Origin of the sequence: Alcanivorax sp. UBA3183 (genome assembly GCF_002364155.1) — a bacterium.
GTDB classification, from domain to species: domain Bacteria; phylum Pseudomonadota; class Gammaproteobacteria; order Pseudomonadales; family Alcanivoracaceae; genus Alcanivorax; species Alcanivorax jadensis.
In genome coordinates, this window is record NZ_DEXN01000006.1 from 28,254 (window position 1) to 53,023 (window position 24,770).

Genomic DNA, 24,770 nt, shown 5'->3' on the forward strand with positions numbered 1-24,770 from the left:
CACCTTCTGTTTTCGGGTTGTTCTCGAAGCTAGAGGCTAGTAGCTCGCAGCTTACTGAACCATCGCAACCGGGCCGGCAGGGCGGTATACTCGGCGCTCTCTGATAGCCAGCCGATAATGTTTCTCCTATGAAGAGTGCTGAACTACGCCAGGCCTTCCTGGACTACTTTGCCAGCCAGGGGCACGCCAAGGTGCCATCCTCCTCGCTGGTGCCCCATAACGACCCCACCCTGCTGTTCACCAACGCGGGGATGAACCAGTTCAAGGACGTGTTTCTGGGCCGTGAATCCCGGGATTACACCCGTGCCACCAGCTCCCAGCGCTGTGTGCGTGCTGGTGGCAAGCACAACGACCTGGAGAACGTGGGTTACACGGCGCGGCATCACACCTTCTTCGAGATGCTGGGTAACTTCAGCTTCGGCGATTACTTCAAGCGCGAAGCTATCAAGTTCGCCTGGGAGTTCCTCACCGGCACCCTGGGCCTGCCTGAAGAGCGCCTCTGGGTCACCGTGCATGTGTCCGATGATGAAGCGGCGGATATCTGGCTGAAGGAAATGGGCGTCAGCGCCGAGCGTTTCTCCCGCCTGGACGAAGATAATTTCTGGCAGATGGGTGACACCGGCCCCTGTGGTCCCAGCTCGGAAATTTTCTACGATCACGGGGCGGATGTGCCCGGCGGTCCACCAGGGTTCGAGGGCGAGGATCTGGATCGCTACATTGAGATCTGGAACCTGGTGTTCATGCAGTACGACCGCCAGCAGGATGGCGAGCTGAAGCCGCTGCCCAAGCCCAGCGTGGATACCGGTATGGGCCTGGAGCGTATCGCGGCGGTGCTGCAGGGGGTCCATTCCAACTACGAGATCGACCTGTTTCAGGCGCTGCTGCAGGCCGCGGCAAAAGCCACCGGCTGCCAGGATATGGAAGAGAAATCCCTGCGGGTGATCGCCGACCATATCCGTTCCGCCAGCTTCCTGATCTGTGACGGGGTGATCCCGTCCAATGAAGGCCGTGGCTACGTGCTGCGCCGCATCATCCGTCGCGCCCTGCGTCATGGCCACAAGCTGGGCCAGGACAAGCCGTTCTTCTCCACCCTGGTGGGGGCGCTGGTAGAACAGATGGGCGAGGCCTATCCGGAGCTGGTTCGCGAGCAGGCCCGTATCGAGAAGGCGCTGCTGGCGGAAGAAGAGCAGTTCGGCCGCACTCTGGCCGCAGGCATGAAGGTGCTGGAAGCGGCCATTGCCGAGCTGGACGGCAAGGAGCTGCCCGGCGAGGTGCTGTTCAACCTCTATGACACCCATGGCTTCCCGCCGGATCTCACCGCCGATGTGGCCCGTGAGCGGGAGTTGACGGTGGACATGGCCGGTTTTGAAAAAGCCATGCAAGCCCAGCGTGAGCGGGCCCGCGGTGCCGGCAGCTTCGCTAATGATTACAGCGACCGCCTCAACATCGAGGCGGTGACTGATTTCTCAGGTTACGAAAAACTGGCGGACGAAGACGAAATCGTCGGCCTGTTCAAGGACGGCGAAGCGGTGGACGCTCTCCTGGCCGGGGAAGAAGGCATGGTAGTGCTGGCCAGCACGCCGTTTTATGCAGAATCCGGTGGTCAGGTGGGCGACAGTGGTTTCCTGGTGCAGGGCGACAACCGTTTTGCGGTGTCCGATACCAAAAAACGCCAGGCGGCCCATGTGCACCTGGGCAAGGTGGAAAGCGGCAGCCTGAAAGTGGGCGAGAAAGTGTCCGCCTACGTGGATGTGGATCGCCGTCGCGCCATCATGCGTAATCACTCTGCCACCCACCTGATGCACGCCGCCCTGCGTGACGTGCTGGGCGACCATGTGCAGCAGAAAGGCTCTCTGGTGGCGTCTGACTATCTGCGCTTCGACTTCTCCCATGGCGAAGCGGTGAGTGAAGCCCAGCGCGAGCAGATCGAGATTCTGGTCAATCGCCAGATTCTGGCTAACACCCCGGTCACCACTGAATTGATGGATATCGATGCCGCTCGTGAAGCCGGTGCCATGGCTCTGTTCGGCGAGAAATACGACGACCAGGTGCGTGTGCTGAGCATGGGCAGCGAGGGGTTCTCCAAGGAGCTGTGTGGCGGTACCCACGTGAGCCGCACCGGCGATATCGGTCTGTTCCGTATTACTCTGGAAGCGTCAGCCGCTGCCGGTGTGCGCCGTATCGAAGCGGTCACCGGTGAGCATGCCCTGGGCGTCATGCGTCAGCAGGAGAGGGCGCTCAGCGAGATCGCTGCCACGGTGAAAAGTACCCCGGACAACGCCGCTGAGCGGGTACGCAGCCAGGCGCAGAAAGTCCGCGAGCTGGAAAAGGAAATCGAACGCCTCAAGCAGAAGCTGGCCAGCGGTGCAGGCAGCGACCTCACCGATGAGGTGCAGGAGATCGGCGGCGTGAAAGTACTGGCTACCCAGCTTGATGGTGCCGATGGCAAGACCCTGCGGGTTACCATGGACAAGCTGAAAGACAAGCTGGGTTCGGCGATTATCCTGTTGTCCGCCGTGGAAGGTGACAAAGTGGCCCTGGTGGCCGGTGTCACCAAGGATCTAACCGGCCGCTTCAAGGCCGGTGATCTGCTCAAGCATGTGGCCGAGCAGGTGGACGGTCGCGGCGGTGGTCGCCCGGACATGGCCCAGGGCGGGGGCAACAACCCTGAAGCCCTGCAGGCGGCCCTGGAAAGCGTGAAAAACTGGGTGTCTGAGCAGGGGGCGTAAGCCGCGGTCAAGACCATGGCTCAGCCCTCAACATGAAATCCCGGCGCGTTTCTGTTAGAGTTACGCGCTCTTTTTTGCAGATAAAGCGACTTTATGGCCCTTATAGTGCAGAAATACGGCGGTACCTCAGTGGGTACAGTCGACCGCATTCAAGCCGTCGCCGAGAAGGTGGCAGGCTTCCATAAACGGGGCGACCAGGTGGTCGTGGTGGTGTCCGCCATGAGCGGCGAAACCAATCGCCTGATCGAGCTGGCCAAAGGTGTCAGCGATAACCCTTCACCGCGCGAGATGGATGTGCTGGTCTCCACCGGCGAGCAGGTCACCATTGCCCTGTTGTCCATGGCGTTGCAGAAGCAGGGCATCAATGCCCGCTCCTACACCGGCAGCCAGATTCCCCTGCGCACTGACAGTGTCCACTCCAAGGCTCGTATCGAAGAGATCGACGACAAGAAAGTGCGTGCCGACCTGAATGGCGGCAGCGTTGTGGTCGTGGCAGGTTTCCAGGGTGTGGATGCCGACGGCAACATTACCACTCTCGGCCGTGGCGGCTCCGATACCACCGCCGTGGCTCTGGCCGCCGCATTGCAGGCCGACGAGTGTCAGATCTACACCGACGTGGACGGCGTTTACACCACCGACCCCCGTGTGGTGGATAACGCCCGTCGCCTGGACAGCATTACCTTCGAGGAAATGCTGGAAATGGCCAGTCAGGGCTCCAAGGTCCTGCAGATCCGCTCTGTGGAATTCGCCGGCAAGTACAATGTGCCGCTGCGTGTCTTGTCCAGTTTCCAGGATGGTCCTGGAACTCTCATTACCGTCGACGACGAGGTTGATATGGAAAAGCCGGTAATCTCCGGAATTGCCTTTACCCGTGATGAAGCCAAAATCATCGTGCGTGGCGCCCCGGATACCCCGGGCATTGCCTACAAGATCCTCGGCCCGGTGAGCGCAGAGAACATCGAAGTGGACATGATCGTGCAGAACGTGGGCAAGGACGGCGCCGCCGACTTTACCTTCACTGTGCACCGCAACGATTTCGCCCGTGCCCAGGAAGCACTGCGCAAGGCTTCCGAAGAGCTGGGCAACCCGGAAATCATTGGTGACGACAAGATTGCCAAGGTGTCCCTGGTGGGTGTGGGCATGCGTTCCCACGCTGGTGTAGCGTCCAAGATGTTTGAAACCTTGGCTAACGAAGGGGTCAACATCGAGATGATCTCCACCTCCGAAATCAAGGTGTCTGTAGTGATTGCCGAGAAATACCTGGAGCTGGCGGTACGTGCTCTGCACTCCGCGTTTGAGCTGGATCAGCCTGCCGGCTGAGGGTGTGGATCAGCTTGCCGCTGATCCACATACTGCCAGGTAGGTACGGGGCGACGACCGGTTGGTCTCGCCCCCCTTCACGGAGAGACTTACGAATACGCTTCAGGCATACTACCGCCCCCGTGCCAGGGGTGGGTAAATGGTCCCGCACCAAGGAGTCGTCAAGGACGGCAACCCGCGAGCCTCAGGTACGGCATGCGCTCACGGAAATTGAAGGACCCCAGGAGGGATCATTATGTTAATTCTTACGCGTCGAGTTGGTGAGACCCTGATGGTAGGTGATGAAGTCACTGTGACTGTCCTGGGTGTAAAAGGTAACCAGGTTCGTATCGGTGTGAATGCACCGAAAGAGGTTGCCGTGCATCGGGAAGAAATCTACCAGCGAATTCAGCACGAAAAATCATCAGACGGTGAGTCTGCCTGATTTTTGGGCTGTATTTTCTCCGCAAAATCGTTATGATGCGCGGCGAGTTTGGAAACAGGCCGGCAAGAGCCCACATTCCAAGCTGACAATATGACCGCATTCCGGAGAGGTGGGTGAGTGGCTGAAACCAGTTCCCTGCTAAGGAACCATACGGGTTACCGTATCGCGGGTTCGAATCCCGCCCTCTCCGCCATATATAAAAAAACGCCCCGCACTGCGGGGCGTTTTTCGTTGCAGCCTTGCTCACCAGGCGAAGCCCCTCCGATTTTCCTCACTCGTCACGCCTCAATGATTCAGGCTCTCACGCAAAAAGCGCCCTAACGAGCCGCGCTCATACTTACAAGCAAACATTTTCAACCCGCCCGGCCTCGCAGTTGCGCTACACTATGTACCCCGAAAAACTCCGACCCAAGGTGACGCCATGACTGACACCCTGACCATCGCCCGCCCTGACGACTGGCATCTGCATTTCCGCGACGGCGCTCTGCTCGCCGAGACGGTGCCGGCCACGGCGAACGTGTTTGGCCGTGCCATTGTCATGCCCAACCTGACCCCGCCGGTGAATACGGTGGCCCAGGCCGACGAGTACCGGCAGCGAATTCTGGCTCAGGTGCCTGCGGGCGTCGCCTTCGAGCCGTTGATGGTGTTGTACCTGACCGATACCACCTCGGTGGAAGAGGTGGCGCGGGCCGCGAAGAGTGACTTCGTGCATGCCTTCAAGCTGTACCCGGCCGGTGCTACCACTAACTCCGACAGTGGCGTCACCGATCCGGGCAAGATCACCCATCTCTACGCGGCCATGGAAAAACACGATGTGCCGCTGCTGGTTCACGGTGAAGTCACCGATGCAGACATTGATATTTTTGACCGTGAAAAAGTCTTTATCGATCGTTACCTCAATGATATCCGCCGCCAGTTTCCCGGCCTGCGGATTGTCTTCGAGCATGTGACAACGGCAGAAGGCATTCACTTTGTGCGCGAGGCCAGTGAGCTGACGGCGGCGACAGTGACGCCGCAACATTTGCTGATGAACCGTAACGATATGCTGGTGGGAGGGGTGCGCCCGCACAACTACTGTCTGCCGATCCTCAAGCGTCGCCAGCACCAGGAAACGATCCAGCAGGCGGTGCTGGAAGGTCATCACCGTTTCTTCCTGGGCACCGATTCCGCGCCCCATGCGCGCAACAAGAAAGAAGCGGCCTGTGGCTGTGCCGGTTGCTATTCCGCGCGGGCGGCGTTGCCGCTGTATGCCAGCTTTCTCGAGCAGCACAACGCGCTGGACAAGCTGGAAGGCTTTGCCAGCCATTTCGGCGCGGATTTCTACGGTTTGCCCCGCCATACCGACACGGTGACCCTGGTGCGCAAGCCCTGGTCCGTGCCCGAGGTGATTGATGCGGCCGGGGAGGCTATGGTGCCTTTCTACGCTGGTCAGCAACTGCCCTGGTCCCTGGGCTGATTGAATGGAACGCTTGCCGGTCGTTGTCCTGAGCGGGTTTCTGGGCAGCGGCAAGACCACGCTGCTCAACCGCTGGCTCAGTGAGCGCCAGGACCTGGCGGTGATCATCAATGAGCTGGGCGATATCGGCATCGACCAGCACCTCACCGGCCCGGGGCGGGTACCGGTAACCTTGCTGGCCGGTGGCTGCCTGTGTTGCGTGATACAAGGTTCTCTGTCGAGCACCCTGCGCAATCTCTTCATGGCGCGCAAGAATGGTGAGCTACCGGCGTTTTCCATGCTGGTGCTGGAAACCACCGGCGCTGCCGATCCCTTCGGTGTCACCGCACCGCTGGAGCAGGATCCCTGGTTGAAGAAACGATTTTTCTGCCAGTCGGTACTGACCGTGGTGGATGCGCTGGCCGGGGTCCGTAGCCTGGAGCGTCATCCTGAGTGGCTGGAACAGATCCATGCTGCCGATGCCTTGCTGTTGTCCAAAACAGCGCACTGTGAGCCGCAAGCCCTGGCGGCTCTGAAGGCGCAACTGGCTGCCCTGAATGTCACCGCGCACATTTACTCGGAACCGGCCCCGGTGGATCTGCTGGCACAGTCATTTCCCCGCCGCTGCCGGGTCACCGGCAGTTTTGCGCCGGTGCAACCGGGCGGCTCGCTGTTGTCGACACAGTCACCGGTTACCCCATCATCCCGTCACCAGCTGTATAGCGCTTCACTGCGCTGGGATGGAGTGTTGTCCTGGCCTCTTTGGCAGGCCGCCCTCAAGCAGCTTGCCGAGCAATGCGGTGATGCCCTGATCCGGGTAAAAGGCCTGTTGCGCGTGGACGGCCTGGATGGGCCCTTGCTGGTGCAATGGGTGGAAGGCAGTGAGCCGGCGCTTGGCCCGCTGAATCAATGGCCGGATCAGGATAGGCTCACCCGATTGGTACTGATTGTTCGCCATCCCCAGGCTGACTTTGCGCAACAACAACTGGCACACTGGGAAACCTTGCTGACACAGCTTGCCGATCAATAGGATCCGACATGGGTTATCTATACCTTGCCGTAGCCATCCTCGCTGAAGTGGTGGCGACCAGCGCGCTGAATGCCTCCCAGGGATTCACCCGGCTGTGGCCTTCTGTGGTGACTGTGGTGGGCTACAGTATCGCTTTTTATGCCCTGTCGTTGACCCTGCGTACGGTACCCATGGGGATTGCCTATGCGGTGTGGGCCGGTGTCGGTATTGTATTGATTGCGCTTGTCGGGGCGCTGTTTTTTCGCCAGCAACCGGACTTGCCGGCAGTGATCGGTATGGCGTTTATCGTACTTGGTGTGGTGCTGGTAACGTTCGTATCGCGCACCATGCACATTGAATAACAAGGAGTTCCCGTGACAGAGCGGATGCAGAATGCCGAACAGGCAGTGGATTATGTGATCGAGCAGACCGGTGGCGAAATTCGCCTGGCCATGCCGCTGGGACTGGGCAAGCCAAACCGTTTTGTGAATGCGCTTTATGCCCGGGTGGAAAAGGATTCCTCTCTGTCCCTGGATATCTATACCGCCCTGTCCCTGGGCAAGCCGGGTGCCGGCAGTGATCTGGAAAAACGCTTTCTCAATCCTTTCGCCGATCGCTTGTTCGGCGACTATGAAGAACTGGCTTATCTGAAGCCCCAGAAACGCAGTGCCCTGCCGGATAATATCCGCGTCTTCGAATTCTTTGTGCAGCCAGGCAGCATGCTGGGCAGCGACAGCGCCCAGCAGCATTACATCAGCAGCAACTACACCCACGTGGCTCGGGATCTCAACGCTCGCAAGGTCAATGTGGTGGCGCAGATGCTCGCGCATCGGCAGGAAGACGACAGTGATTGCTACAGTTTTTCCTGTAACCCGGAAGTGACTCTGGATCTGATGCCGCTGCTCAAGGCGCGCCGGGATGCCGGCGAGACCATCATCTCCGTGGGGCAGGTGCACCGGGACCTGCCCTTTATGGAAAACGATGCCCGGGTGGATGACTGGCTGGCTGAGATGGATATCCTGCTGGACGATCCCCAGGGGCATACGCGGCTGTTCAGCACCCCGAACATGCCGGTGAATATTCAGGACCACTTTGTCGGCTTGCATGCCAGCACCCTGATCAAGGACGGCGGTACGTTGCAGATCGGTATCGGCGCCCTGGGAGATGCGCTGGTACATCATTTGCGTCTGCGCGAGCAGGATAACGATCTCTATCAGTCCCTGCTTAATGCCTGGTCGCTACCGAAAAGCCACCAGGAACTGGTCGATAGCGAGGGGGGCACCGGGTCTTTCCGTGAGGGGCTGTACGGATGCAGCGAGATGATGACTCATGGTCTGCTGACGCTGATTGATGATGGCATTATCCGCCGCCCGGTGTATGACTGGGCACCGCTGCAGCAGCTGGAAATGCATAACCCGGCCAAGCCCGGTCTGGCCCTGCTGGATGCTCTGCGTGAGCAGGATGCCATTCGCCGTCGTCTTAATCATGACCACTTGCGTCAGCTGAAACGCTTCGGAATTTTCCGTCACGATGTTGAAAAGCACGGTGATGAACTGGTGCTGCCCAATGATATCCGCGTGGCCAACGACCTTGATGACCGCGCTACCCGGGAGGCTCTCAAGGCGGTATTCGGCGAAGAGCTGGCCGGTGGCGTGGTCATGCATGGTGGCTTCTTCCTGGGGCCCCAGGCGTTCTATGCACGCCTTCGTGAGATGGATGCGGCGAGCCGGGCTGCCATCAACATGACCCACATCAGCTTCATCAATCATCTTTACGGTGATGAAACCCTCAAGCGCTTGCAGCGCCAGGATGCCCGTTTTGTGAATACCGCTTTCACTGTGACTCTTCTTGGGGCGGCAGTGGCCGACCAGGTGGAAGATGGTCGGGTACTCAGTGGGGTAGGCGGGCAGTACAACTTTGTCAGCCAGGCCCATGAACTGGAAGGGGCCCGTTCCATCCTGATGGTTCGTGCCTGGCGTGAACGCGCCGGCGAGGCCATGAGCAATGTGCTGTTCCGCTATGGTCACAACACCATCCCTCGCCATTTGCGCGATGTGGTAGTCACCGAATACGGGGTGGCAGATCTGCGCGGCAAGACCGATGAGGAAGTGGTGATGGCCATGCTCAATGTGGCCGACAGTCGTTTCCAGATCGAACTGATGGAAGAAGCCCAGGCCGCCGGCAAGCTGCGTAGGGATTACCAGATCCCGGAATCTTATCGGCGTAACAATCCGGAGCATCTTCACGAGATCGCTGAACGGCATGGTGACAAGGCGTTCCCCACTTTCCCGTTGGGGTCAGATTTCAATGACGTGGAGCAACGGCTGCTCAAGGGGCTGACCTGGCTTAAGGAAAAAGTCAGCCAGAAGGAATATCTGAAATTGGGTCGAAAGGCGTTGTTCGAGGAGGGAAGCGAAAGCGATTTCGCTGCCGAAATGGAACGCATGGCGCTGGGCGATCCGCACGGAATCCGCGCCCACCTTTACCAGCGGTTGTTGCTGACGGCGCTGGAAGCCACGCGCTGATATTGATGCGTGGGAATCTTCCGCAGGGTGCGATGAGCGAGGAGAACCGCACCCTGCGTAATCGTAGGAGCGGCGCTTGAGCCGCGAATGGAGTTAAGGTGTGGAATCAACCTTCTTAAGCCTATTCGCGGCTCGAGCGCCGCTCCTACAGAAAAGCATTCTCTCCGTGTTCTCTGTGACCTCTGTGGTAAAAGCGGATTTTGAAAGCGCCTGATCAGGCGCTTTTCCTTTCCTCTACCTGATCGGCTTTTTTGGAACGTGTCTTGGCGGGGTTGCTGGACAGTGCTCGCCAGAACGGAATGCGGCGGGTGACCGCCACCATTTCGTCGACGCTGTCGCTGATGCCGGAGAGGCGATCCACGGTATCCCTCAGGCCCACCAGTTCGTCCACATGTTCGGACATCTTGAACACCACCATGTAAAACTCCAGCAGGGCGCGCAGTACCGATGCCAGTACCAGAAACGTCAGTGGTGCGGCGAAGAAAAAGTAGAACAGCCCACGCCAGGTTGAAGCCATAAAGGCTTCCACGCAGACGTAGACCAGACCGCAGGCAATGGCTACCAGAGCGATCCCGTAGACGCCGGGCAGCACCTGAATGATCATGTATTTGTCGAACTTGAAGTTGAACAGCTCGCGCCAGTACTGCACAACCCAGAAGAGTCCGCGGCGCATACGGTCACCGAATTTTTCCGTTTGTTTTTCCGGTGTTATGTGCTGATTATTCTCTACCATTTTGCGTACTGCTCCTCGACAAAACCGTATTGCCCGTCAATGGTCAGGGTGCGTCCGTCCTTGAGTCGGAGCTCGCCATCGAAGCGGCCAAACAGCTGATTGAAATTGCTGGCAAACAGGCCCAGGTTCATCCGTTCGCGATGATTGCCATTGGGGGTGAAGCGAAGCGATACCTGCCCGCACTGACTGCGCAGGGTCCAGGGTTGCATCAGATCATCCCGGTTGTATTCAAAGATCACACCGCCGGTGGGGATCAGCTGATCGTCCACCCACAGGCAGTTTTCTGAAAATGTGGTTTCGTTGACGCCGCAGGACAGATTCAATCCCACCCGTGTGCTGCCGATCAGGGCGGACAGGCACGCCCAGTTCCAGAATGTTTCGCGGCGCATATAGCCGGCGGAAAAATCGTGGTGGCCGCTGGCGCCCAGCTCGGCCAGATCCTGGTGATTGCCGTCCTGCTGCAGGGTGCCGGTGACAGTGCGACCGGCGACTTTATTGGCGTACACCCAGCCATTGACGCCGGTGCGGGTACACAAGGACATGGGCTGATACTCCGGGCCCTCGTCCATCTGTACATTCAGCGACAGGTCCTTCAGGTCCACCTGCAGGGTTTTGCTCAGTGCGCCGTCCTGCTCCTGGTAGCCCAGGCGGATATCCACGCCGCGGCGCTGAAAGTGGCTTTCACCATGCCTTGGTGACGTGGACATGTTCAGTTCCCGGCCCAACGGCGAGCGCCAAGTATATTCTCGTAAGCGCCCGGTGCGGGGCTCAAAGATGTAAAAAAACGCCATCCCTAGGTAGGCGGTATGGGCCAGGGCACAGCCGGCCAGCAGCTCCTGGCTGATAACGCCGAAATACTGGAACTGCTTGTAATGAAAATGCCGGGCAAAACGTGGCGCGGGCTGACCCATGGGGGTGCGGTAATCCGCCTCGCGACCGTTGATGGTGGCGACGGTCTCGGGAAAGACGCCAAGGGCGACCTGGCCCTGGTTGTCTACCAGTGCCAGGGGTTGAGGCTGAAAGTTCATGTGTTTGGCCAGCTGACAGGAACAATAAAACCCGGTGTATCACGATGGCGTTGGGTCACCATGAGGGGGCGTTGACGGGTTTCAACATAGTCAATCAGGGTGGGGGTAGCAATCAAAGTGGTACTTTTGTCCGACATGAACGGACAGGGCCAGTAAGGCCGCTCAACAATTGACCATTCGCCGTCATCCAGGGCGTCGCTGGGTAGCCACCAGCCCCGTTCATGGCCCGGGTGGGGTTGCTGGCCCGAGGTGGGGGTATGCTGCCGGTAGAACAGCCGTCCCCGGCTCAGCAAGGCGGTGCCATCCGGCTGCCAACCTTGCTCGGCAAGCTGGGTGCGCACTTCCGGCATGGAGGAACGCGGCAGCTGCTGGTCGAACAGATGGCGGGCCTTGCGGTCCAGGGTGTCGTGGCTGTTGGGGCCAAACCAGGCCTGCTCTGTGCCCAGGTAAAATTTCAGGGCCAGCTCCCAGTGCCACAGCTTTCCGTCCAGGTGATCGCGGACCAGCAGGTCCAGCTCCCCCAGTGTGCGGCCCTGGTGGCGAAAGGGCAGATTACTGGCAATTCGCTCTAGATTGTTGCTGGCATCTACCATCGCGGATACCCATTGCTCGAACATCAGCCCCAGTCGTCTTGCTGGCGTGTGTGCCTGCAGACGCAGTGAGGCCCGTTCCGGCAACCCCGGGTCGAGTTGGTATTCGCGTTTTAGCAGCTCGCCGGCATCCCGGCAGGGAGGAGGACAGGGCAGGAGGGATGGGGCCTCCACCAGCCAGCGCAGCAGGCCAGCTGGTGTATGAGAGGCTGTGGTCATGCTGAAGTGGATAGAATCTCGCGTTTGTTTAATGCTGTTTTTACCTCATCAGCCCAGTGAAGCCAGGCCTGTTGATCGAGAATACCCCGGCGCAGGGTCAGATAGGTAAACAGATCCTTTTCACGGCCCTGTTCATCCAGTTTCCTGGCCAGTGCCTCGAAGGTATGCAGACGCTCACGACGCAGGTCCGCCTGGTCATCCAGCTCGCGCAGGATCGACGACGAATCCGACAGGGCACCACCTGCAATTTTTACCATAAAGGCGTCGCGGATGCGCGGTGGGGCTGCGGGTTTTCGAAGCCATCGAATCAACTCGTCGCGGCCTTCTTCCGTGATCCGGTACAATTTTTTGTCCGGTTTGCCATCCTGGGGGATATGGCGAAATTTCACCATATGCTGGTCATTGAGTTTTCCCAGCTCCAGGTAAATTTGCTGATGGGTGGCGTTCCATACCAGCCCAATGCTGTTAGCAAATTCGCGAGCGAGGTCGTAACCGCTGGCTTCCTGATCTTGAAGCAGGACAAGTATGGCATGGCGCAAAGACACGGCTCACTCCTCGTTTTATTATGTGGCGTAATACTATTTTGATAGTAGAGAGCCGTGTTATTGCTGCGCAATCCGTTGAATAAGTAGTTTTGTAAAAACTTGGTGAACTTACACCACAGCCAAAGTGCAATGTAAGTAATTGTTATCAAAAGGGATGCACTCTGTAGGCCGAGCAGGCCATAAAGGAAAAGATTGTTTCAGTCAGGCTTACAAGATTTGGAGCACAGGGAGTAGTCCAAAATCCTGTCAGCAATGACAGGATTTTGGACGTTGCCGGTCAGGCGGAACGGGGGGGAAGCGGGATCAGCTGGCTTGCCTGAAACTCCGCGGAGGCCTTGAGCTGTTCTGCGTTCAGTTTGGGGACCAGGCTGTTGATCAGACTGCGAGATGCCTTGCGGGTGGTCTCCACACCCATGCTGGCTAACTTGCGCAGTACCGGGCCGAATTGCAGCAAGGCCATGGGCCGCTCGAAATACCATTCGATGGCCTGATCGGTTAGTGCCAGCAGGTAGCGCACCAGCTCTTGTCGCGCCTTTTCGGGATTTTCCTCGCACAGGCCGGGCAGGCTTTTCCCCAGGGCAGCCATTTCCTCATCCACCGGGAACGCCACGTACCAGAAATTCTCGCCGGGAGCGGGCTGACGAACCAGATCCATGTAGTCGGCGGCAGCGCGATTCTGCTGCAGATCCAGTTTTTTGGCGCTGCGGCTGACCACCAGGTAGGTGGTCTTGCTGATGGTCTGGGTGGTCATGCGGACCACTTTCATCATGCCCGGGGATAACTGGGCTGCCTCGGCGGCCCGGGTCAGAAAGGCGTTGAGGGCCTCGTCGATGAAGATGCCCATGATCGCTTCGATCTCCTTGGGCTCTGGCCGGGAGGCGTCACCCTGCATGCGACGGATAAAGCCGTCGGTTTTCTCATGCAGGATATCGCTGGAGCGGAAGGCAACGTGAGGTATTGTCATTATTCGGGTCCTGAAGCGAGGGATGAAGGAATCATACCCAGCCTGGCCGCGGGCTCAAATGACCGAAAATGGCGTGGCCTGACTATTCCTGATGGCACGACTCAGCTATTTCTTTTTGTGTTCCAATGGAAGATGATTCGCGCCCTGCGGGGTAGGCTAGGAGAAATCATGTTAGGCGTCGTCAATGCGGATGCGGAGCGGGTAAAACAGTGGCTCCAGCAAGCGAATATTCGGCATTACATCTGTGAGCACTGCCATGGGTTGCACCTGTCCGAGTTGCAGGAGCGCGAAGGGGTGGTGGATGCCCGTGTGTTCGTGGAAGAGGATGGCATCCTGCTGACCACCGAGCTGGAATTGCGCCCGTCGGCCCTGTTTGCCGTGCAGGCGGAGCTGACCCGGCTGAACATGGCGTATCCGTCCATCAAGCTGTTCCTGGATGTGAGCGACGATTCTCTGCCCCGGCTGGTTGCCTGCGACCTGCTGCTGGGCCGTCACGGCGTTTCCTTCGAGCAGTTCATCTACTTTGTCCAGGCCACCGTGGATGCCACGGTGCAATTGCTGGATGAAGGCCAGGAGTTTAACTGGCTGATCTGGCCGGACGAGATGGATAGTGGTGCCGGCGAGGCACTGCATTAATCGGGAGCACCAGCGTGCAAGACAATGTGGATTCACTGGGTGGCGTCGGCGGCGATCGCCTGGACGGACTTATCGACGGGTTGGTCCAGCATGGCTATGCCATTTCTCCCGGTTATTTCCCCTTGTCACTGGTGCGAGCCCTGCGCGAGGAAGCGCAGCATCGTGACCGGCAGGGTGAGTTTCAGCTGGCCGGTATTGGTCGGCGCCAGGTGCACCAGAAAGACACCCGGGTTCGCAGTGATCGGACCTGTTGGCTAAGGGGAGAAACCCTGGCCCAGTGTCAGTTGCTGGAAGGTCTGGAAAGCTTGCGGGTGGCGGTGAACCGGTCTCTTTTCATGGGGCTGTTCGAGCTGGAATCACACTTTGCCATTTACGGGCCCGGTGATAATTACCAGCGTCATCTGGATGCCTTCAACGGCAATAACGGGCGCCTGTTGTCCGTGGTGTTGTACCTGAACGAAGGCTGGCAGAGCCAGTGGGGCGGGCGCCTGCGGCTGTGGCCGGAGCCTGATGCCCAGGGCGTGGCCAGCGAAGTGGAACCCCGTGCCGGCACTCTGGTGGCTTTCCTCAGCGAGAAAATTCCCCACGAAGTCTTGGCAGCCACCCGGGAACGCTACAGTATTGCCGGATGGTTTCGCTGCAACAACACCACCGCCGACTGGCTCGATCCACCGCGCTGATACTTGCCCTGCTGCTGGGGCAGAGCGGCGCGTGGGCGACGGTCTGTGCCAACCCCGGTCGCGATGGCCAGGGCGGCAATGATGCCCTCATCAACAGCTATTTCACCGGCCCGGACACCCAGACCCTCTCCCCGGGCACCCGTACCTTTTCCCTGACTCGCCAACGCGGCCACATTTCCCTGCATGCCGGTGACCTGGTTCTGCTACTGCAAGTGCAGAGCGCCTCCATGAGCACTGCCAACCGTACCGGTTATGGCCAGCTTCAGGGGCATGGCTTGGTGGCAGAGTGGGTGCGGGTGGACCGTGTGGAGGGAGAGCAGGTGTGGATTCAGGGCGACGGTGCCGGTGGTGGCCTGATACACAGCTATGTGAATGCACCGGCCAGCGGCGAGCAAGGGCGCCGCCGATGGCAGCTGGTGCGGGTACCCCAGTACGAGCATTTCTCGTTGCAGCAGGATGCCCGGGCGCTGCCCTGGGATGGTTACACCGGTGGTGTGCTGGCGGTGGATGTGCGCCGCAAGGTAACCCTGAACGGGCACCGGTTGTCGGTGGCGGGTGCCGGTTTCCGCGGTGGCCCGGCCTTGTCCTTGCAGGGAGCGCTGGGGCGGCCGGCAGATTGGCGCTATCCGGCGCCGTCGGTTCAGGATCGGCAAGCCGGTTACGGCCATCACGCCAGCAAAGGGGAGGGCCTTGCCGGTACACCGGTGTTGCTGCTGGATACCGGTACGGGTTATCCCGGCGGCGACATGGGGCGCGGTGCCCCCGCCAATGCCGGGGGCGGGGGTAATGGCCTGGATTTATCCCACCAGCGGCTGGGTAACGGTGGCGGTGGTGGCAACGGGGCGCCTGGTGGCCACGGACTGCCGGCGGAAGGCGGTGGCCGGGGTGGCCATCCCGCTCCCCGGGTGTTGGTGCTGGGCGGTGGCGGCGGTGCCGCCGCCAGACGCCAGGGTGATGGCGGCCAGGGCGGTAACGGCGGTGGGCTACTGCTGGTCAGGGCCGCCGGCCTGCAGGGTCAGGGAGCCCTGGATTTGCGCGGTCTGGCAGGCAGCGCTGCTGCCGATGTGGGCGGGGGTGGTGGTAGTGGCGGCACCCTGTGGCTGGATCTCCCGGTCACCGATTCGCTGGCCGTCACCATCAAGCATGCGGGGGGTGCCGGGGCCAAAGACGGTGGCCTGGGTGGCGATGGTCAGTTGCTGGCCCGGGGCGAGCGCGGTTGGCCGGGCTTTCATTCCCTGTCGGTGGCGGGTGCCGAGGCAGGATTTCGTTGTCGCCCCGCCGGTCACTGGCTTACCGGCGTGTTGTTCGAGGATAACGGGGCTGGCGGTGGCCAGGCGTTCAATCAGCGTCGCGAGGGTGGCGAAGCGCCCTTGCCCGGTCTGACGCTGACCTTGCAGGACCCGGCCAGCGATTGGCAAAAGACCACCACCTCCGGTGCGTCCGGGGCCTTCCAGTTCCGCTTGTCGGAAGCGCAGAGTCGTGGCCAGACATTGTGGTTGTCACTGTCGTTGCCGACAGGGAAGAGGTTGCCGCAGTTGCCTTCACTTAACGGCAAGCCGGGTCAGCGTAAAGACAGCCAGATTCGCTGGCAGGTGACTGCCAGCGCCGATCGCCATTCCGGGCCGTTGCCGCTGGGCCTGATCGCGGAACCGGGCTGGCAGGCGCCTGACGACACGGTACTGGCACCGGGCAGTATCGCAGTGCTGACCTTTGAATACCGGGCGCCGGTGACCGGGCAGGTACAATTCCACAGTGATCACCCGGCGGTGCGTGGTCTGTTGATGGACCGGGCCTGTTCCGGGGATAGCGAGCAATGGCAGAGCGGGCAGAACGCCGGCTGGCCGGTGACCGCCGGCGAGCGGTTGTGCGTGCGGGTGCCGGTGCGTTTTGACGGCAAGGCAACCCGCATCCCGGTGACGGCCACCACCCTGCCACAACAGGCGCCGGCTGGCTTTGTAATGATGCCCCAGCAGACCTCGGTAAAAATCCTTCCCGGGTCTTGAAAGTATTTCCTCTATCCCCATTTATTTCACTGTGACAACCCGGCCGGTTGGAACCTGACTGACACTGTTTTGTGGCTGCGGGTTCTGCGTCACTCATAACTGTGAACCTAACCGTTTGCCAGTGGATGCCTGCGGGGTCTGCTGGTGATGATGGAATGAGGATATGTGTGATGAATACCGGATTTTCCCTTGCCCCTTTGTTTCGCCATTCCGTGGGCTTCGATCGCTTTGATGAACTGCTGGATGCCGCACTGCGTGCGGACCAGTCCAACGGTTACCCGCCTTACGACATTATCCGCGAAAGCGATGGTCGTTACCGTATCGTGATGGCGGTGGCCGGTTTTGGTCGCGATGATATCGAGATCACGGTCCAGGAAAATGAGCTGCGCATTCGCGGTAATCTGGCGCCGCAGAATGACGGTGAGCGTACCTGGTTGCATCAGGGTATCGCCCGGCGAGCATTCGAACGTACCTTCAAGCTGGCGGATCACGTGGAAGTGGACGGCGCCGGCCTTACCGATGGCCTGCTCACGGTGACATTGAACCGTGTGGTTCCCGAGGAAAAGAAGCCCCGGATAATCCCCGTTGAAGGTGAACAATCGCCAACAAATCGTAATTAAATCGCTGCACTTTGTGACGCGTTTTCTGTGACATAGTTAAGGGGCCGATAAGGCCCCTTTTTGCTAGTTTGGGAGTGATGCGTAGTGGCATCGACCCGATATAACCAAAGGGTCTTAAGCGGAGACTGATCATGCTCACCGGATCAGTGCAGAGTCGCTGTTATCCAGGCCAGGAGGGCCGGAACTCTGCAAACCCAACCCCATTGTCAGCCACAGGGAGCGGCATGCAATGAAACGTCTGTATTACTTCGCCAAATCACTGACCTCTGTTCAGGGGATAACCACAGATCTGCGCCAGGCGGGTATCGGTGAAAATCGCCTGCATGTGATGGGCAATGACAGCTCGGCCATGGCCCAGGCCCATGTGCATACAGCTACCCCCTGGGAAGAAACCGATATCATGCACTCCGGCTTTGTGGGCGCGCTGGGCGGCATGGCTGTGGGCCTGTTGGCCGGTTTTCTGCTGGCCGGCGCTGACCCCTGGGGTATGCAGCTGGACACCGGCGCGATCATCGGCGTGACCCTGTTCGGTACCTGTTTCGGGGCCTGGCTGGGTGGCCTGCGCGGGGTGTCGTCCCGCAGCCATCACCTGACGCCCTATCTGGACCGGGTGGAGCAGGGTGACTATCTGATGATGGTGGATGCCGATGATGAGGTGCAGGCCAGCAAGGTGGAAAAGGTCATGCAAGGGCATCGCCACGAAGCGGAAGAAGCCGGACGCGAGGAGCACTTCAGTCCGTTTGATTGAGACCCTCGTTGGAGCCTTGCTTGCAAGGCGAAGGGGTTAGTCACGCAATGCGCCTTGCAGGCAAGGCTCCAACGGGGCGGATAATGCTCACGCCCGGTTTCAGGCGTCCATCCAATACGCCGCCACGTCCAGCATGCGGTGGCTGAACCCCCACTCGTTGTCGTACCAGGCCAGCAGTTTCAGCTGTTGGCCCAGTAATCGGCTGTGATTGGTATCCACCACGCAGGAGTAGGGCAGGTGGTTGAAGTCGCTGGAGACCAGCGGCAGGTGATTCACTGCCAGCACACCCTGCAGATCGCCATGGGCAGCATTGCTAAGAGCCTCATGGACCTGCTCCAGGGATTCCACCTGCTCCAGGGTGACGGTCAAATCCACCAGTGACACATTCAGGGTCGGCACTCGCACCGCCAGGCCATCCAGTCGCCCTTGCAGATGGGGCAGTACCAGTCCCACGGCTTTCGCGGCACCGGTGCTGGTGGGGATCATGTTCACCGCTGCCGCCCGGGCGCGCAGCAAATCCCCGTGGGCCTTGTCCACCAGGTTCTGGTCGTTGGTATAGCTGTGGATGGTGGTCATCAGGCCCTGGCGAACCGTAAAGGCCTGATCCAGCACTGCCACCATGGGCGCCAGGCAGTTGGTGGTGCAGGAGGCGTTGGAGACAATCTGCTGCTCGCTACCCAGTACGGCATGATTGACGCCATAGACTACAGTGGCATCGGCGTCGTTCACCGGGTAGCTGGCCAGAACCCGGGTGGCGCCGGCTTCAAGGTGACCGTTCAAGGCATCCCGGGTCTTGTACTTGCCTGCGCATTCGATCACCAGGTCCGGTGCCAGCGATGTCCAGGGCAGGTCTTCCAGCCGGCTTTCGGCGAAACAGGGAATCCGGTGGCCATTGATTTCCAGGTGGTTGCCGTCGTAATGCACGGAGTGTGGCCAGCGGCCGTGGGTGCTGTCGAAGGCCAGCAAGTGGGCGAGCACATCAAAATCTGCCAGATCGTTAATGGCAACCAGTTCGAAGCGGTCGCCGGCGGGATGTTCACTGATCGCCCGGACAATACAGCGACCGATGCGGCCAAAGCCGTTGATGGCAATACGAATCTTCTTGCTGCTTGTCACGGTACACTCTCCGTCCACCATAGACTTTCAGTGTAGACCCGGGCTGTCATCACGGCCAGCCTGATCAAGCTTTAGGCAGATGGACTGGGCCTATCTTGCAATGGCCGGTCGCTTTGGCCACAATGCGCCCTCGCTCTGCAGCCTTGGCCGCAGGCGCGTTATGGTCGACCCGTCGGTCCCCCCGCAACGACAGACTGTGAACTCCGCCAGGCCCGGAAGGGAGCAACGGTAGCAGTGGACTCGTGTGCCGGGGTGTGGCTGGCGGGAAGACCTCCAAATTCTGCTACACGCCGCACGCCTTCACGCAACACGCTTCCGCACTGTCCTCCCCCGGTGAACTTCGATAGCATAAGGCCCTTCCCAAGCCGTTATTGTTGGTGGCCACGATTGCCGCTGGAGTGCTATGAGTTATCAGGTTCTTGCCCGTAAATATCGTCCCCGCACCTTTGATGAGCTGGTGGGGCAGGAGCACGTCTCCAGGGCCCTGATGCATGCGCTGGATCAGGATCGCCTGCACCATGCCTATCTGTTCACCGGCACCCGCGGGGTGGGCAAGACCACCATCGCGCGCATCCTGTCCCGTTGCCTGAATTGCGAACAGGGTGTCAGTGCCCGTCCCTGTGGGGTCTGCCCCACCTGTGTGGAAATCGGCGAAGGCCGCTTCGTGGACTTGATCGAAGTGGATGCGGCCAGCCGTACCAAGGTGGAAGATACCCGCGAGCTGCTCGACAACGTGCAGTACGCGCCGACCCGGGGCCGCTACAAGGTCTACCTCATCGATGAGGTGCACATGCTGTCGGCGCATTCCTTCAATGCGCTGCTCAAGACCCTGGAAGAACCACCGCCCCATGTGAAATTCCTGCTGGCCACCACCGATCCGCAGAAGCTGCCGGTGACGGTGCTGTCCCGCTGTCTGCAGTTCAGCCTCAAGGCGTTGCCGGCGGAGCAGATCGCCGGCCATCTTCAGGCCCTGCTGGACAAGGAAATGATCCGCTACGAGGCGCCGGCCCTGCTGGCCCTGGGCAAGGCGGCTCAGGGCTCCATGCGCGATGCGCTCAGCCTGACCGACCAGGCCATTGCCTTTGGCAGCGAGCAGCTCAGCAGCGAGGCGGTGAACGCCATGCTGGGTACCGTGGATCGCAACCATGTACTGACCCTGCTGGTGGCGCTGGCGGAGCAGGAACCGGCCGGGGTGCTGCAGGCGCTGGCCACTGTCAGCGAGCATTGTCCTGGGGAACTGGCGCTGCTGGACGAGTTGATCAGTCAGCTCCACCAGCTGGCAGTCTGTCAGGCCGTACCGGGCAGCCATGACGAGACCATTACCCAGTTGGCGGCGGCGCTAAGCGCTGAACAGGTTCAGCTGTATTACGATGTGGCCGTGCGTGGTCGCCGGGATCTTCAGGATGCCCCTGACAGCCGCGCGGCGCTGGAAATGCTGTTGCTGCGCATGGTGCTGTTTACCCCCAAAGGGGTCTTGCCGACTCGGGGGGAACACGCCGGCGTAAAAAAGCCTGAAGCAGCGGCGCCGTCAGCAGAAGCTGGCGGCAAACCGGATTTGCGAGCCCTGCTGGATCGGCCCGCTGCTGCCCCGACGCCGCCCACGCCACCCACCGCCCAGCCCGCTGCCAGTCCGGTAGTGGAATCGGTGTCTCAAGGTGGCCCCACATCCGCCGCCCTGGCCCAGGTGGAAAGCCCGACTCCTGAGCCACGCGAGCAGGCTGCGCCGGAGCCCGTTCAAGCGGAGCCCGAGCCGCCCCAGCCTGAACCTGAGTCCACACCGGAGCCAGTGCCGGAAGCTGTTGCAGAGCGACCGACGCAGGACGCGGTAGAAGAGCCGCCGCTGGCGCCGCTGCAGGAACCGACCAGCGAATCTGAGGTGGCCACCTGGTGGGCCGCTCTGCTGCTGCGTCTGGACCTGGACGGCACGGTACGCAATATCGCTCGCAACGCGGTGTTGGTGAGCCGGGAAGACACGGTCTGGACCTTGCGTATCAGCACCGGACACGAGGTGCTGGTCAACCGGGAACGGCTGGATGAGTTGAGTGGCGCACTGGAAAATTATTTCCAGCGGCGCATCCAGATCCAGGTGGATTACGAACGCCGGGCCGGTGATACCCCGGAGGCCATGGCCGAAGCCCGCCGTCAGGAACTGCTGGTCGATGCCACCCGAACCCTGCATGAGGATCCGGTGGTACAGCAGCTGGTCAGCACCTTTGATGGCCGGCTGGACGAAGGCAGCGTAACGCCAAAAGAAACAGTGGAATAACTCCCGGTCAGGCCGGGTGGAGACAATGATGGATTTCGATATCAACTCTCTCATGCAGCAGGCCCAGGCCATGCAGGAGAAGATGAAAAAAATGCAGGACGAGGCCGCCAATGCGGAAGTTACCGGCGAGTCCGGTGCCGGCCTGGTCAAGGTGACCATGAATGGTCGTCACGACGTCAAGGGCGTGGACATTGATGCTTCGCTGATGAGCGAAGACAAGGAGCTGCTGGAAGACCTGCTGGCCGCTGCCGTCAACGATGCCGTGCGTCGGGTGGAAAAGCAGCAGCAGGACAACATGCAGAATATGGCCGGTGGTTTTCCCTTTCCGCCAGGCTTCAAGCCGTAAGGGGCATTGCCTGTGAAGCATGCACCGCTGGTTGACCAGTTGATCCACGCCTTTACCTGCCTGCCCGGTGTCGGGCCCCGCTCCGCCCAGCGCATGGCCTATTCCCTGCTGGACCGTGGTCGGGAAGAGGGGCGCCGTCTGGGCAATGCCCTGCATGCGGCCATGGATGGTGTGCAACACTGTCAGCGCTGCCGCAATTACGCGGAAGAAGAACTCTGCCCGGTGTGCAGCGATGCCCGCCGGGATTCCACCCTGGTCTGTATCGTCGCCACGCCGGCGGATGTGCTGGCCTTCGAGCAGTCCGGCGAATACCGCGGTCAGTACTTCGTACTGATGGGCGAATTGTCGCCCCTGGATGGCATCGGTCCCCGGGAACTGGGCCTGGATGTGCTCGAGCAGCGTTTGAAGCAAGGCGAAATCAACGAATTGATTCTGGCGACCGGCACCACCGTGGAAGGCGAAGCCACCGCCCACTATGTGCTGGATCTGGCCCAGGAGGCCGGCATCACTGTCAGCCGTATCGCCCAGGGCGTGCCCATGGGCGGCGACCTGGAGTTCGTTGATGGTGCTACGCTGGCCCAGGCGCTCAGAGGCCGCCGACCTTTCGAAAGCTGACGGCTACGAGCTAGGCTCGATTGGATAGGGAAAGGGTGGAAAACTCCCGGGGGCTCGCCATTTCCAAGAAGCCGCTTCTAGGAACGGAGCGTAGCGAATAACGCATGCTTGCCTCCAAGGGAGATCTGCGACATGCGAACCGAGCGTCAGCGAGGTAATGAGCAGATTCCGATTGATGTTGAATAATGCGGCGCCCATTAGGCCAACAAAGTGGCTCTCCTGCCAAAAGAATCCCCACTCTTCCTGTTCCAAGCCACACAAACCTTTCTCCTGTATAGCCTTCCTCGCACACACTCTGCTAAGGTCAAAACCAAGCAAGCGCTAGGTTAGCTAATAAAAGGAGGCCCTGTGAGCGCGTTGGATTATTTCAATGAAACCCACCAGATGGTGCGCGAGACCGTTCGCAAATTCGTGGAAAGGGAAATCCTGCCCCATGTGGATGACTGGGAAGAAGCCGGTGAATTCCCCCGCGAGCTGTACAACAAGGCCGCTGATGCCGGCATCCTGAGCATCAATGCCCCGGAAGAATTCGGCGGTACCGGCGAAGATGTGTTCATGAAGATTGCCGCCTGCGAGGAGCTGGTGCGGTGTTCGTCCGGTGGCCTGTGCGCCAGCCTGGGCTCCCTGGATATTGGTCTGCCGCCGATCTGGAAGTGGGGCAGCGATGCCATGAAGCAGAAGGTGGTGCCGGAGGTAATCGGTGGGCAGAAGATCTCCGCCCTGGCCATTACCGAGCCCAATGGCGGTTCCGATGTGGCCAACCTGCGCACTCGCGCGGTGCGTGATGGCGATCACTATGTGGTAAACGGCGCCAAAACCTTCATCACCAGCGGCGTGCGTGCAGATTATTATACCGTGGCAGTGCGCACCGGCGACAAGGGCTACGGCGGTATCAGCCTGTTGCTGGTTGAGAAGGGCACCCCAGGCTTCTCCGTGGGCCGCAAGCTGAAGAAGATGGGCTGGTGGGCGTCCGACACCGCTGAGCTGTTTTTCGAGGATTGCCGTGTGCCGGCGGAAAACCTGATCGGCCCGGAAAATGGCGGCTTCTACTGCATCATGAGTAACTTCCAGATGGAGCGCCTGGTGCTGGCGGTCACCGCCAACAGCACCGCTCAGCTGGCCCTGGATGAAGCCATGCGCTACGTGAAAGAACGGGAAGCCTTTGGCCGTCCCCTGGCCGGGTTCCAGGTCACTCGTCACAAGCTGGCGGAAATGGCCACTGATGTGAAAGCCAGCACCGAGTTCACCTATCGGGTGGCCGCAAAGATTGCTGCGGGCGAAAACTGCGTGCTGGACGTGTCCATGGCCAAGAACGTGGCTACCCGCTGTGCCGACCGGGTTACCTACGACGCGGTGCAACTATTCGGCGGCAGCGGCTACATGCGAGGCACCGTAGTCGAACGCCTGTATCGCGACAACCGCATCCTCTCCATCGGCGGCGGCACCCACGAGATCATGAATGAGGTGATCGCCAAGCAGTTGGGGCTTTGATGAGTTACAAGTTGAAAGTTCCAAGTTGCAACGCGCCTGCCTGTTTCAGGAACTGAAATGCAAGAGGCCGCGCCCAAACTTTGGGCGCGGCCTCTTTGCGTTAACAACGAGACGGACTATCTCGCGTTGTAACTTTCAACTTGAAACTTTCAACTGCTTTCCTAGGTGCACTCCGCCCGCGTCGGATCCATCTTGCAGCGCACCTTGCGTAGCAGGCCAAGCATGTCCTGGTCGTAATAGCCTTGGTCGCGCAGTTGGTTACGGGCTTCCTGCATCATCACTTCATATTCGTTTTTATCCGCATCCGGAATCTGCACCCACCAGCGCGGGTCGACCTTTTCGGCTTCCTTGTCTAGCTGTTCGGTAATGCGATTCAGGTTGTTATAGAAATACTCGCGTGATTTCTGTGCCATGTCGGCGGGGAAGCGGTCTTTCTTGGCCACCAGCTGAATGGTCAGTTGAGCTAGCGGGTAGTCGATGATGCCGCCATCCGGGCTCAGGCCCTTGTAGAGCTCCAGCGCATCATAGGCCACCAGTGGAGCGGCGATGACATCGACCACGCCGTTGTTGAATTTGGTGGAGAAGTTGGTCACATCGGAACCCACCGGGGTCGCACCCACCTGGGAAACCAGAATGGCCTGGGTTTCATCATATTCCAGCACTGCCACACGCTTCCCGGCTGCCTTGGCCAGAGAGTTGATTTCCCGGTCGTTCACGAAGACATAGGC

General features: G+C 60.0%; 23 protein-coding genes, 1 tRNA gene and 1 other RNA gene. 18 read left to right on the forward strand and 7 right to left on the reverse strand.

From position 1 onward, the window contains the following. Window positions 1–128: 128 nt before the first annotated feature. From alaS to B3Q33_RS01440, 8 genes are all read left to right on the forward strand, one after another. The gene (alaS, locus tag B3Q33_RS01405) at window positions 129–2,729 is read left to right on the forward strand and encodes an alanine--tRNA ligase (protein WP_273009260.1); all 2,601 of its coding nucleotides are present in this window, start codon (window positions 129–131) and stop codon (window positions 2,727–2,729) included. Between the two features lie 93 nt (window positions 2,730–2,822). Next, window positions 2,823–4,049, forward strand: coding sequence for an aspartate kinase (locus B3Q33_RS01410; RefSeq protein WP_035246464.1), 1,227 nt, complete (start codon window positions 2,823–2,825; stop codon window positions 4,047–4,049). A gap of 235 nt (window positions 4,050–4,284) precedes the next feature. After that, window positions 4,285–4,473, forward strand: coding sequence for a carbon storage regulator CsrA (csrA, locus tag B3Q33_RS01415; RefSeq protein ID WP_011589077.1), 189 nt, complete (start codon window positions 4,285–4,287; stop codon window positions 4,471–4,473). Between the two features lie 103 nt (window positions 4,474–4,576). Beyond that, window positions 4,577–4,666 (forward strand) — tRNA-Ser (locus B3Q33_RS01420). A 228-nt stretch (window positions 4,667–4,894) separates the two neighbouring features. Further along, on the forward strand, window positions 4,895–5,929 hold the full coding sequence (gene pyrC, locus B3Q33_RS01425; RefSeq protein ID WP_035246466.1) for a dihydroorotase: 1,035 nt from the start codon (window positions 4,895–4,897) through the stop codon (window positions 5,927–5,929). A 4-nt stretch (window positions 5,930–5,933) separates the two neighbouring features. Continuing rightward, on the forward strand, window positions 5,934–6,938 hold the full coding sequence (locus B3Q33_RS01430) for a CobW family GTP-binding protein (RefSeq protein WP_272961708.1): 1,005 nt from the start codon (window positions 5,934–5,936) through the stop codon (window positions 6,936–6,938). Between the two features lie 8 nt (window positions 6,939–6,946). Next, a complete protein-coding gene (locus B3Q33_RS01435; RefSeq protein WP_035246469.1) occupies window positions 6,947–7,279 on the forward strand; it encodes a DMT family transporter in 333 nt (110 codons plus the stop codon). A gap of 12 nt (window positions 7,280–7,291) precedes the next feature. Further along, window positions 7,292–9,442 (forward strand): acetyl-CoA hydrolase/transferase C-terminal domain-containing protein, encoded by a 2,151-nt coding sequence (locus tag B3Q33_RS01440; RefSeq protein ID WP_272975519.1) that lies wholly within the window; start codon window positions 7,292–7,294, stop codon window positions 9,440–9,442. A gap of 214 nt (window positions 9,443–9,656) precedes the next feature. Here the strand turns inward: B3Q33_RS01440 and B3Q33_RS01445 are convergent, their stop codons facing one another. The 5 genes from B3Q33_RS01445 to B3Q33_RS01465 form a co-directional block, all read right to left on the reverse strand. Further along, window positions 9,657–10,175: a DUF4282 domain-containing protein gene (locus B3Q33_RS01445; RefSeq protein ID WP_035246473.1), complete on the reverse strand. Its 519-nt coding sequence runs from the start codon at window positions 10,173–10,175 to the stop codon at window positions 9,657–9,659. Then, entirely contained in the window at window positions 10,169–11,203 is a 1,035-nt protein-coding gene (locus B3Q33_RS01450) for a DUF2804 domain-containing protein (RefSeq protein ID WP_272961706.1), read from the reverse strand. The genes B3Q33_RS01445 and B3Q33_RS01450 overlap by 7 nt, the downstream gene beginning before the upstream one ends. After that, entirely contained in the window at window positions 11,200–12,012 is an 813-nt protein-coding gene (locus B3Q33_RS01455) for a DUF1853 family protein (protein WP_273009262.1), read from the reverse strand. Before B3Q33_RS01455 ends, B3Q33_RS01450 begins: the two co-directional genes overlap by 4 nt. Continuing rightward, entirely contained in the window at window positions 12,009–12,557 is a 549-nt protein-coding gene (locus B3Q33_RS01460; protein ID WP_035246477.1) for a PadR family transcriptional regulator, read from the reverse strand. The genes B3Q33_RS01455 and B3Q33_RS01460 overlap by 4 nt, the downstream gene beginning before the upstream one ends. A gap of 277 nt (window positions 12,558–12,834) precedes the next feature. Next, on the reverse strand, window positions 12,835–13,521 hold the full coding sequence (locus B3Q33_RS01465) for a hypothetical protein (protein ID WP_272961704.1): 687 nt from the start codon (window positions 13,519–13,521) through the stop codon (window positions 12,835–12,837). A 168-nt stretch (window positions 13,522–13,689) separates the two neighbouring features. Here B3Q33_RS01465 and B3Q33_RS01470 point away from each other — a divergent pair, with 168 nt between their 5' ends. From B3Q33_RS01470 to B3Q33_RS01490, 5 genes are all read left to right on the forward strand, one after another. Next, window positions 13,690–14,157, forward strand: coding sequence for a YbjN domain-containing protein (locus B3Q33_RS01470; protein WP_035246481.1), 468 nt, complete (start codon window positions 13,690–13,692; stop codon window positions 14,155–14,157). Window positions 14,158–14,171: 14 nt separating this feature from the next. Continuing rightward, entirely contained in the window at window positions 14,172–14,837 is a 666-nt protein-coding gene (locus B3Q33_RS01475) for a 2OG-Fe(II) oxygenase (RefSeq protein WP_272975516.1), read from the forward strand. Then, window positions 14,786–16,840, forward strand: a complete 2,055-nt coding sequence (locus B3Q33_RS01480) for a hypothetical protein (protein WP_272975515.1) — start codon at window positions 14,786–14,788, stop codon at window positions 16,838–16,840. Before B3Q33_RS01475 ends, B3Q33_RS01480 begins: the two co-directional genes overlap by 52 nt. Window positions 16,841–17,010: 170 nt before the next feature. After that, complete coding sequence (locus B3Q33_RS01485) at window positions 17,011–17,460, forward strand: Hsp20 family protein (RefSeq protein ID WP_035246484.1); 450 nt, start codon at window positions 17,011–17,013, stop codon at window positions 17,458–17,460. 229 nt (window positions 17,461–17,689) lie between these two features. Continuing rightward, a complete protein-coding gene (locus B3Q33_RS01490) occupies window positions 17,690–18,208 on the forward strand; it encodes a hypothetical protein (RefSeq protein ID WP_272975514.1) in 519 nt (172 codons plus the stop codon). Between the two features lie 99 nt (window positions 18,209–18,307). On the opposite strand, the gene gap is transcribed toward B3Q33_RS01490, so the two are convergent. Next, window positions 18,308–19,324, reverse strand: coding sequence for a type I glyceraldehyde-3-phosphate dehydrogenase (gene gap / locus B3Q33_RS01495; protein ID WP_035246865.1), 1,017 nt, complete (start codon window positions 19,322–19,324; stop codon window positions 18,308–18,310). A 170-nt stretch (window positions 19,325–19,494) separates the two neighbouring features. Between gap and ffs the strand changes: the two genes are divergently transcribed. The 5 genes from ffs to B3Q33_RS01520 all read left to right on the forward strand — a co-directional run bounded on the left by ffs (window position 19,495) and on the right by B3Q33_RS01520 (window position 24,042). Further along, window positions 19,495–19,591, forward strand: an RNA gene (gene ffs / locus B3Q33_RS01500) — signal recognition particle sRNA small type. Between the two features lie 136 nt (window positions 19,592–19,727). Beyond that, complete coding sequence (dnaX, locus tag B3Q33_RS01505; protein WP_272961700.1) at window positions 19,728–21,590, forward strand: DNA polymerase III subunit gamma/tau; 1,863 nt, start codon at window positions 19,728–19,730, stop codon at window positions 21,588–21,590. A 28-nt stretch (window positions 21,591–21,618) separates the two neighbouring features. Then, complete coding sequence (locus B3Q33_RS01510) at window positions 21,619–21,936, forward strand: YbaB/EbfC family nucleoid-associated protein (protein WP_272961727.1); 318 nt, start codon at window positions 21,619–21,621, stop codon at window positions 21,934–21,936. Between the two features lie 12 nt (window positions 21,937–21,948). Continuing rightward, window positions 21,949–22,551, forward strand: coding sequence for a recombination mediator RecR (gene recR / locus B3Q33_RS01515; protein ID WP_035246491.1), 603 nt, complete (start codon window positions 21,949–21,951; stop codon window positions 22,549–22,551). 348 nt (window positions 22,552–22,899) lie between these two features. Continuing rightward, complete coding sequence (locus B3Q33_RS01520; RefSeq protein WP_272961699.1) at window positions 22,900–24,042, forward strand: acyl-CoA dehydrogenase family protein; 1,143 nt, start codon at window positions 22,900–22,902, stop codon at window positions 24,040–24,042. A gap of 161 nt (window positions 24,043–24,203) precedes the next feature. Here the strand turns inward: B3Q33_RS01520 and B3Q33_RS01525 are convergent. Continuing rightward, window positions 24,204–24,770 (reverse strand): putative solute-binding protein (locus B3Q33_RS01525; protein WP_286826635.1); only part of this gene is annotated, 567 nt, incomplete at its 5' end.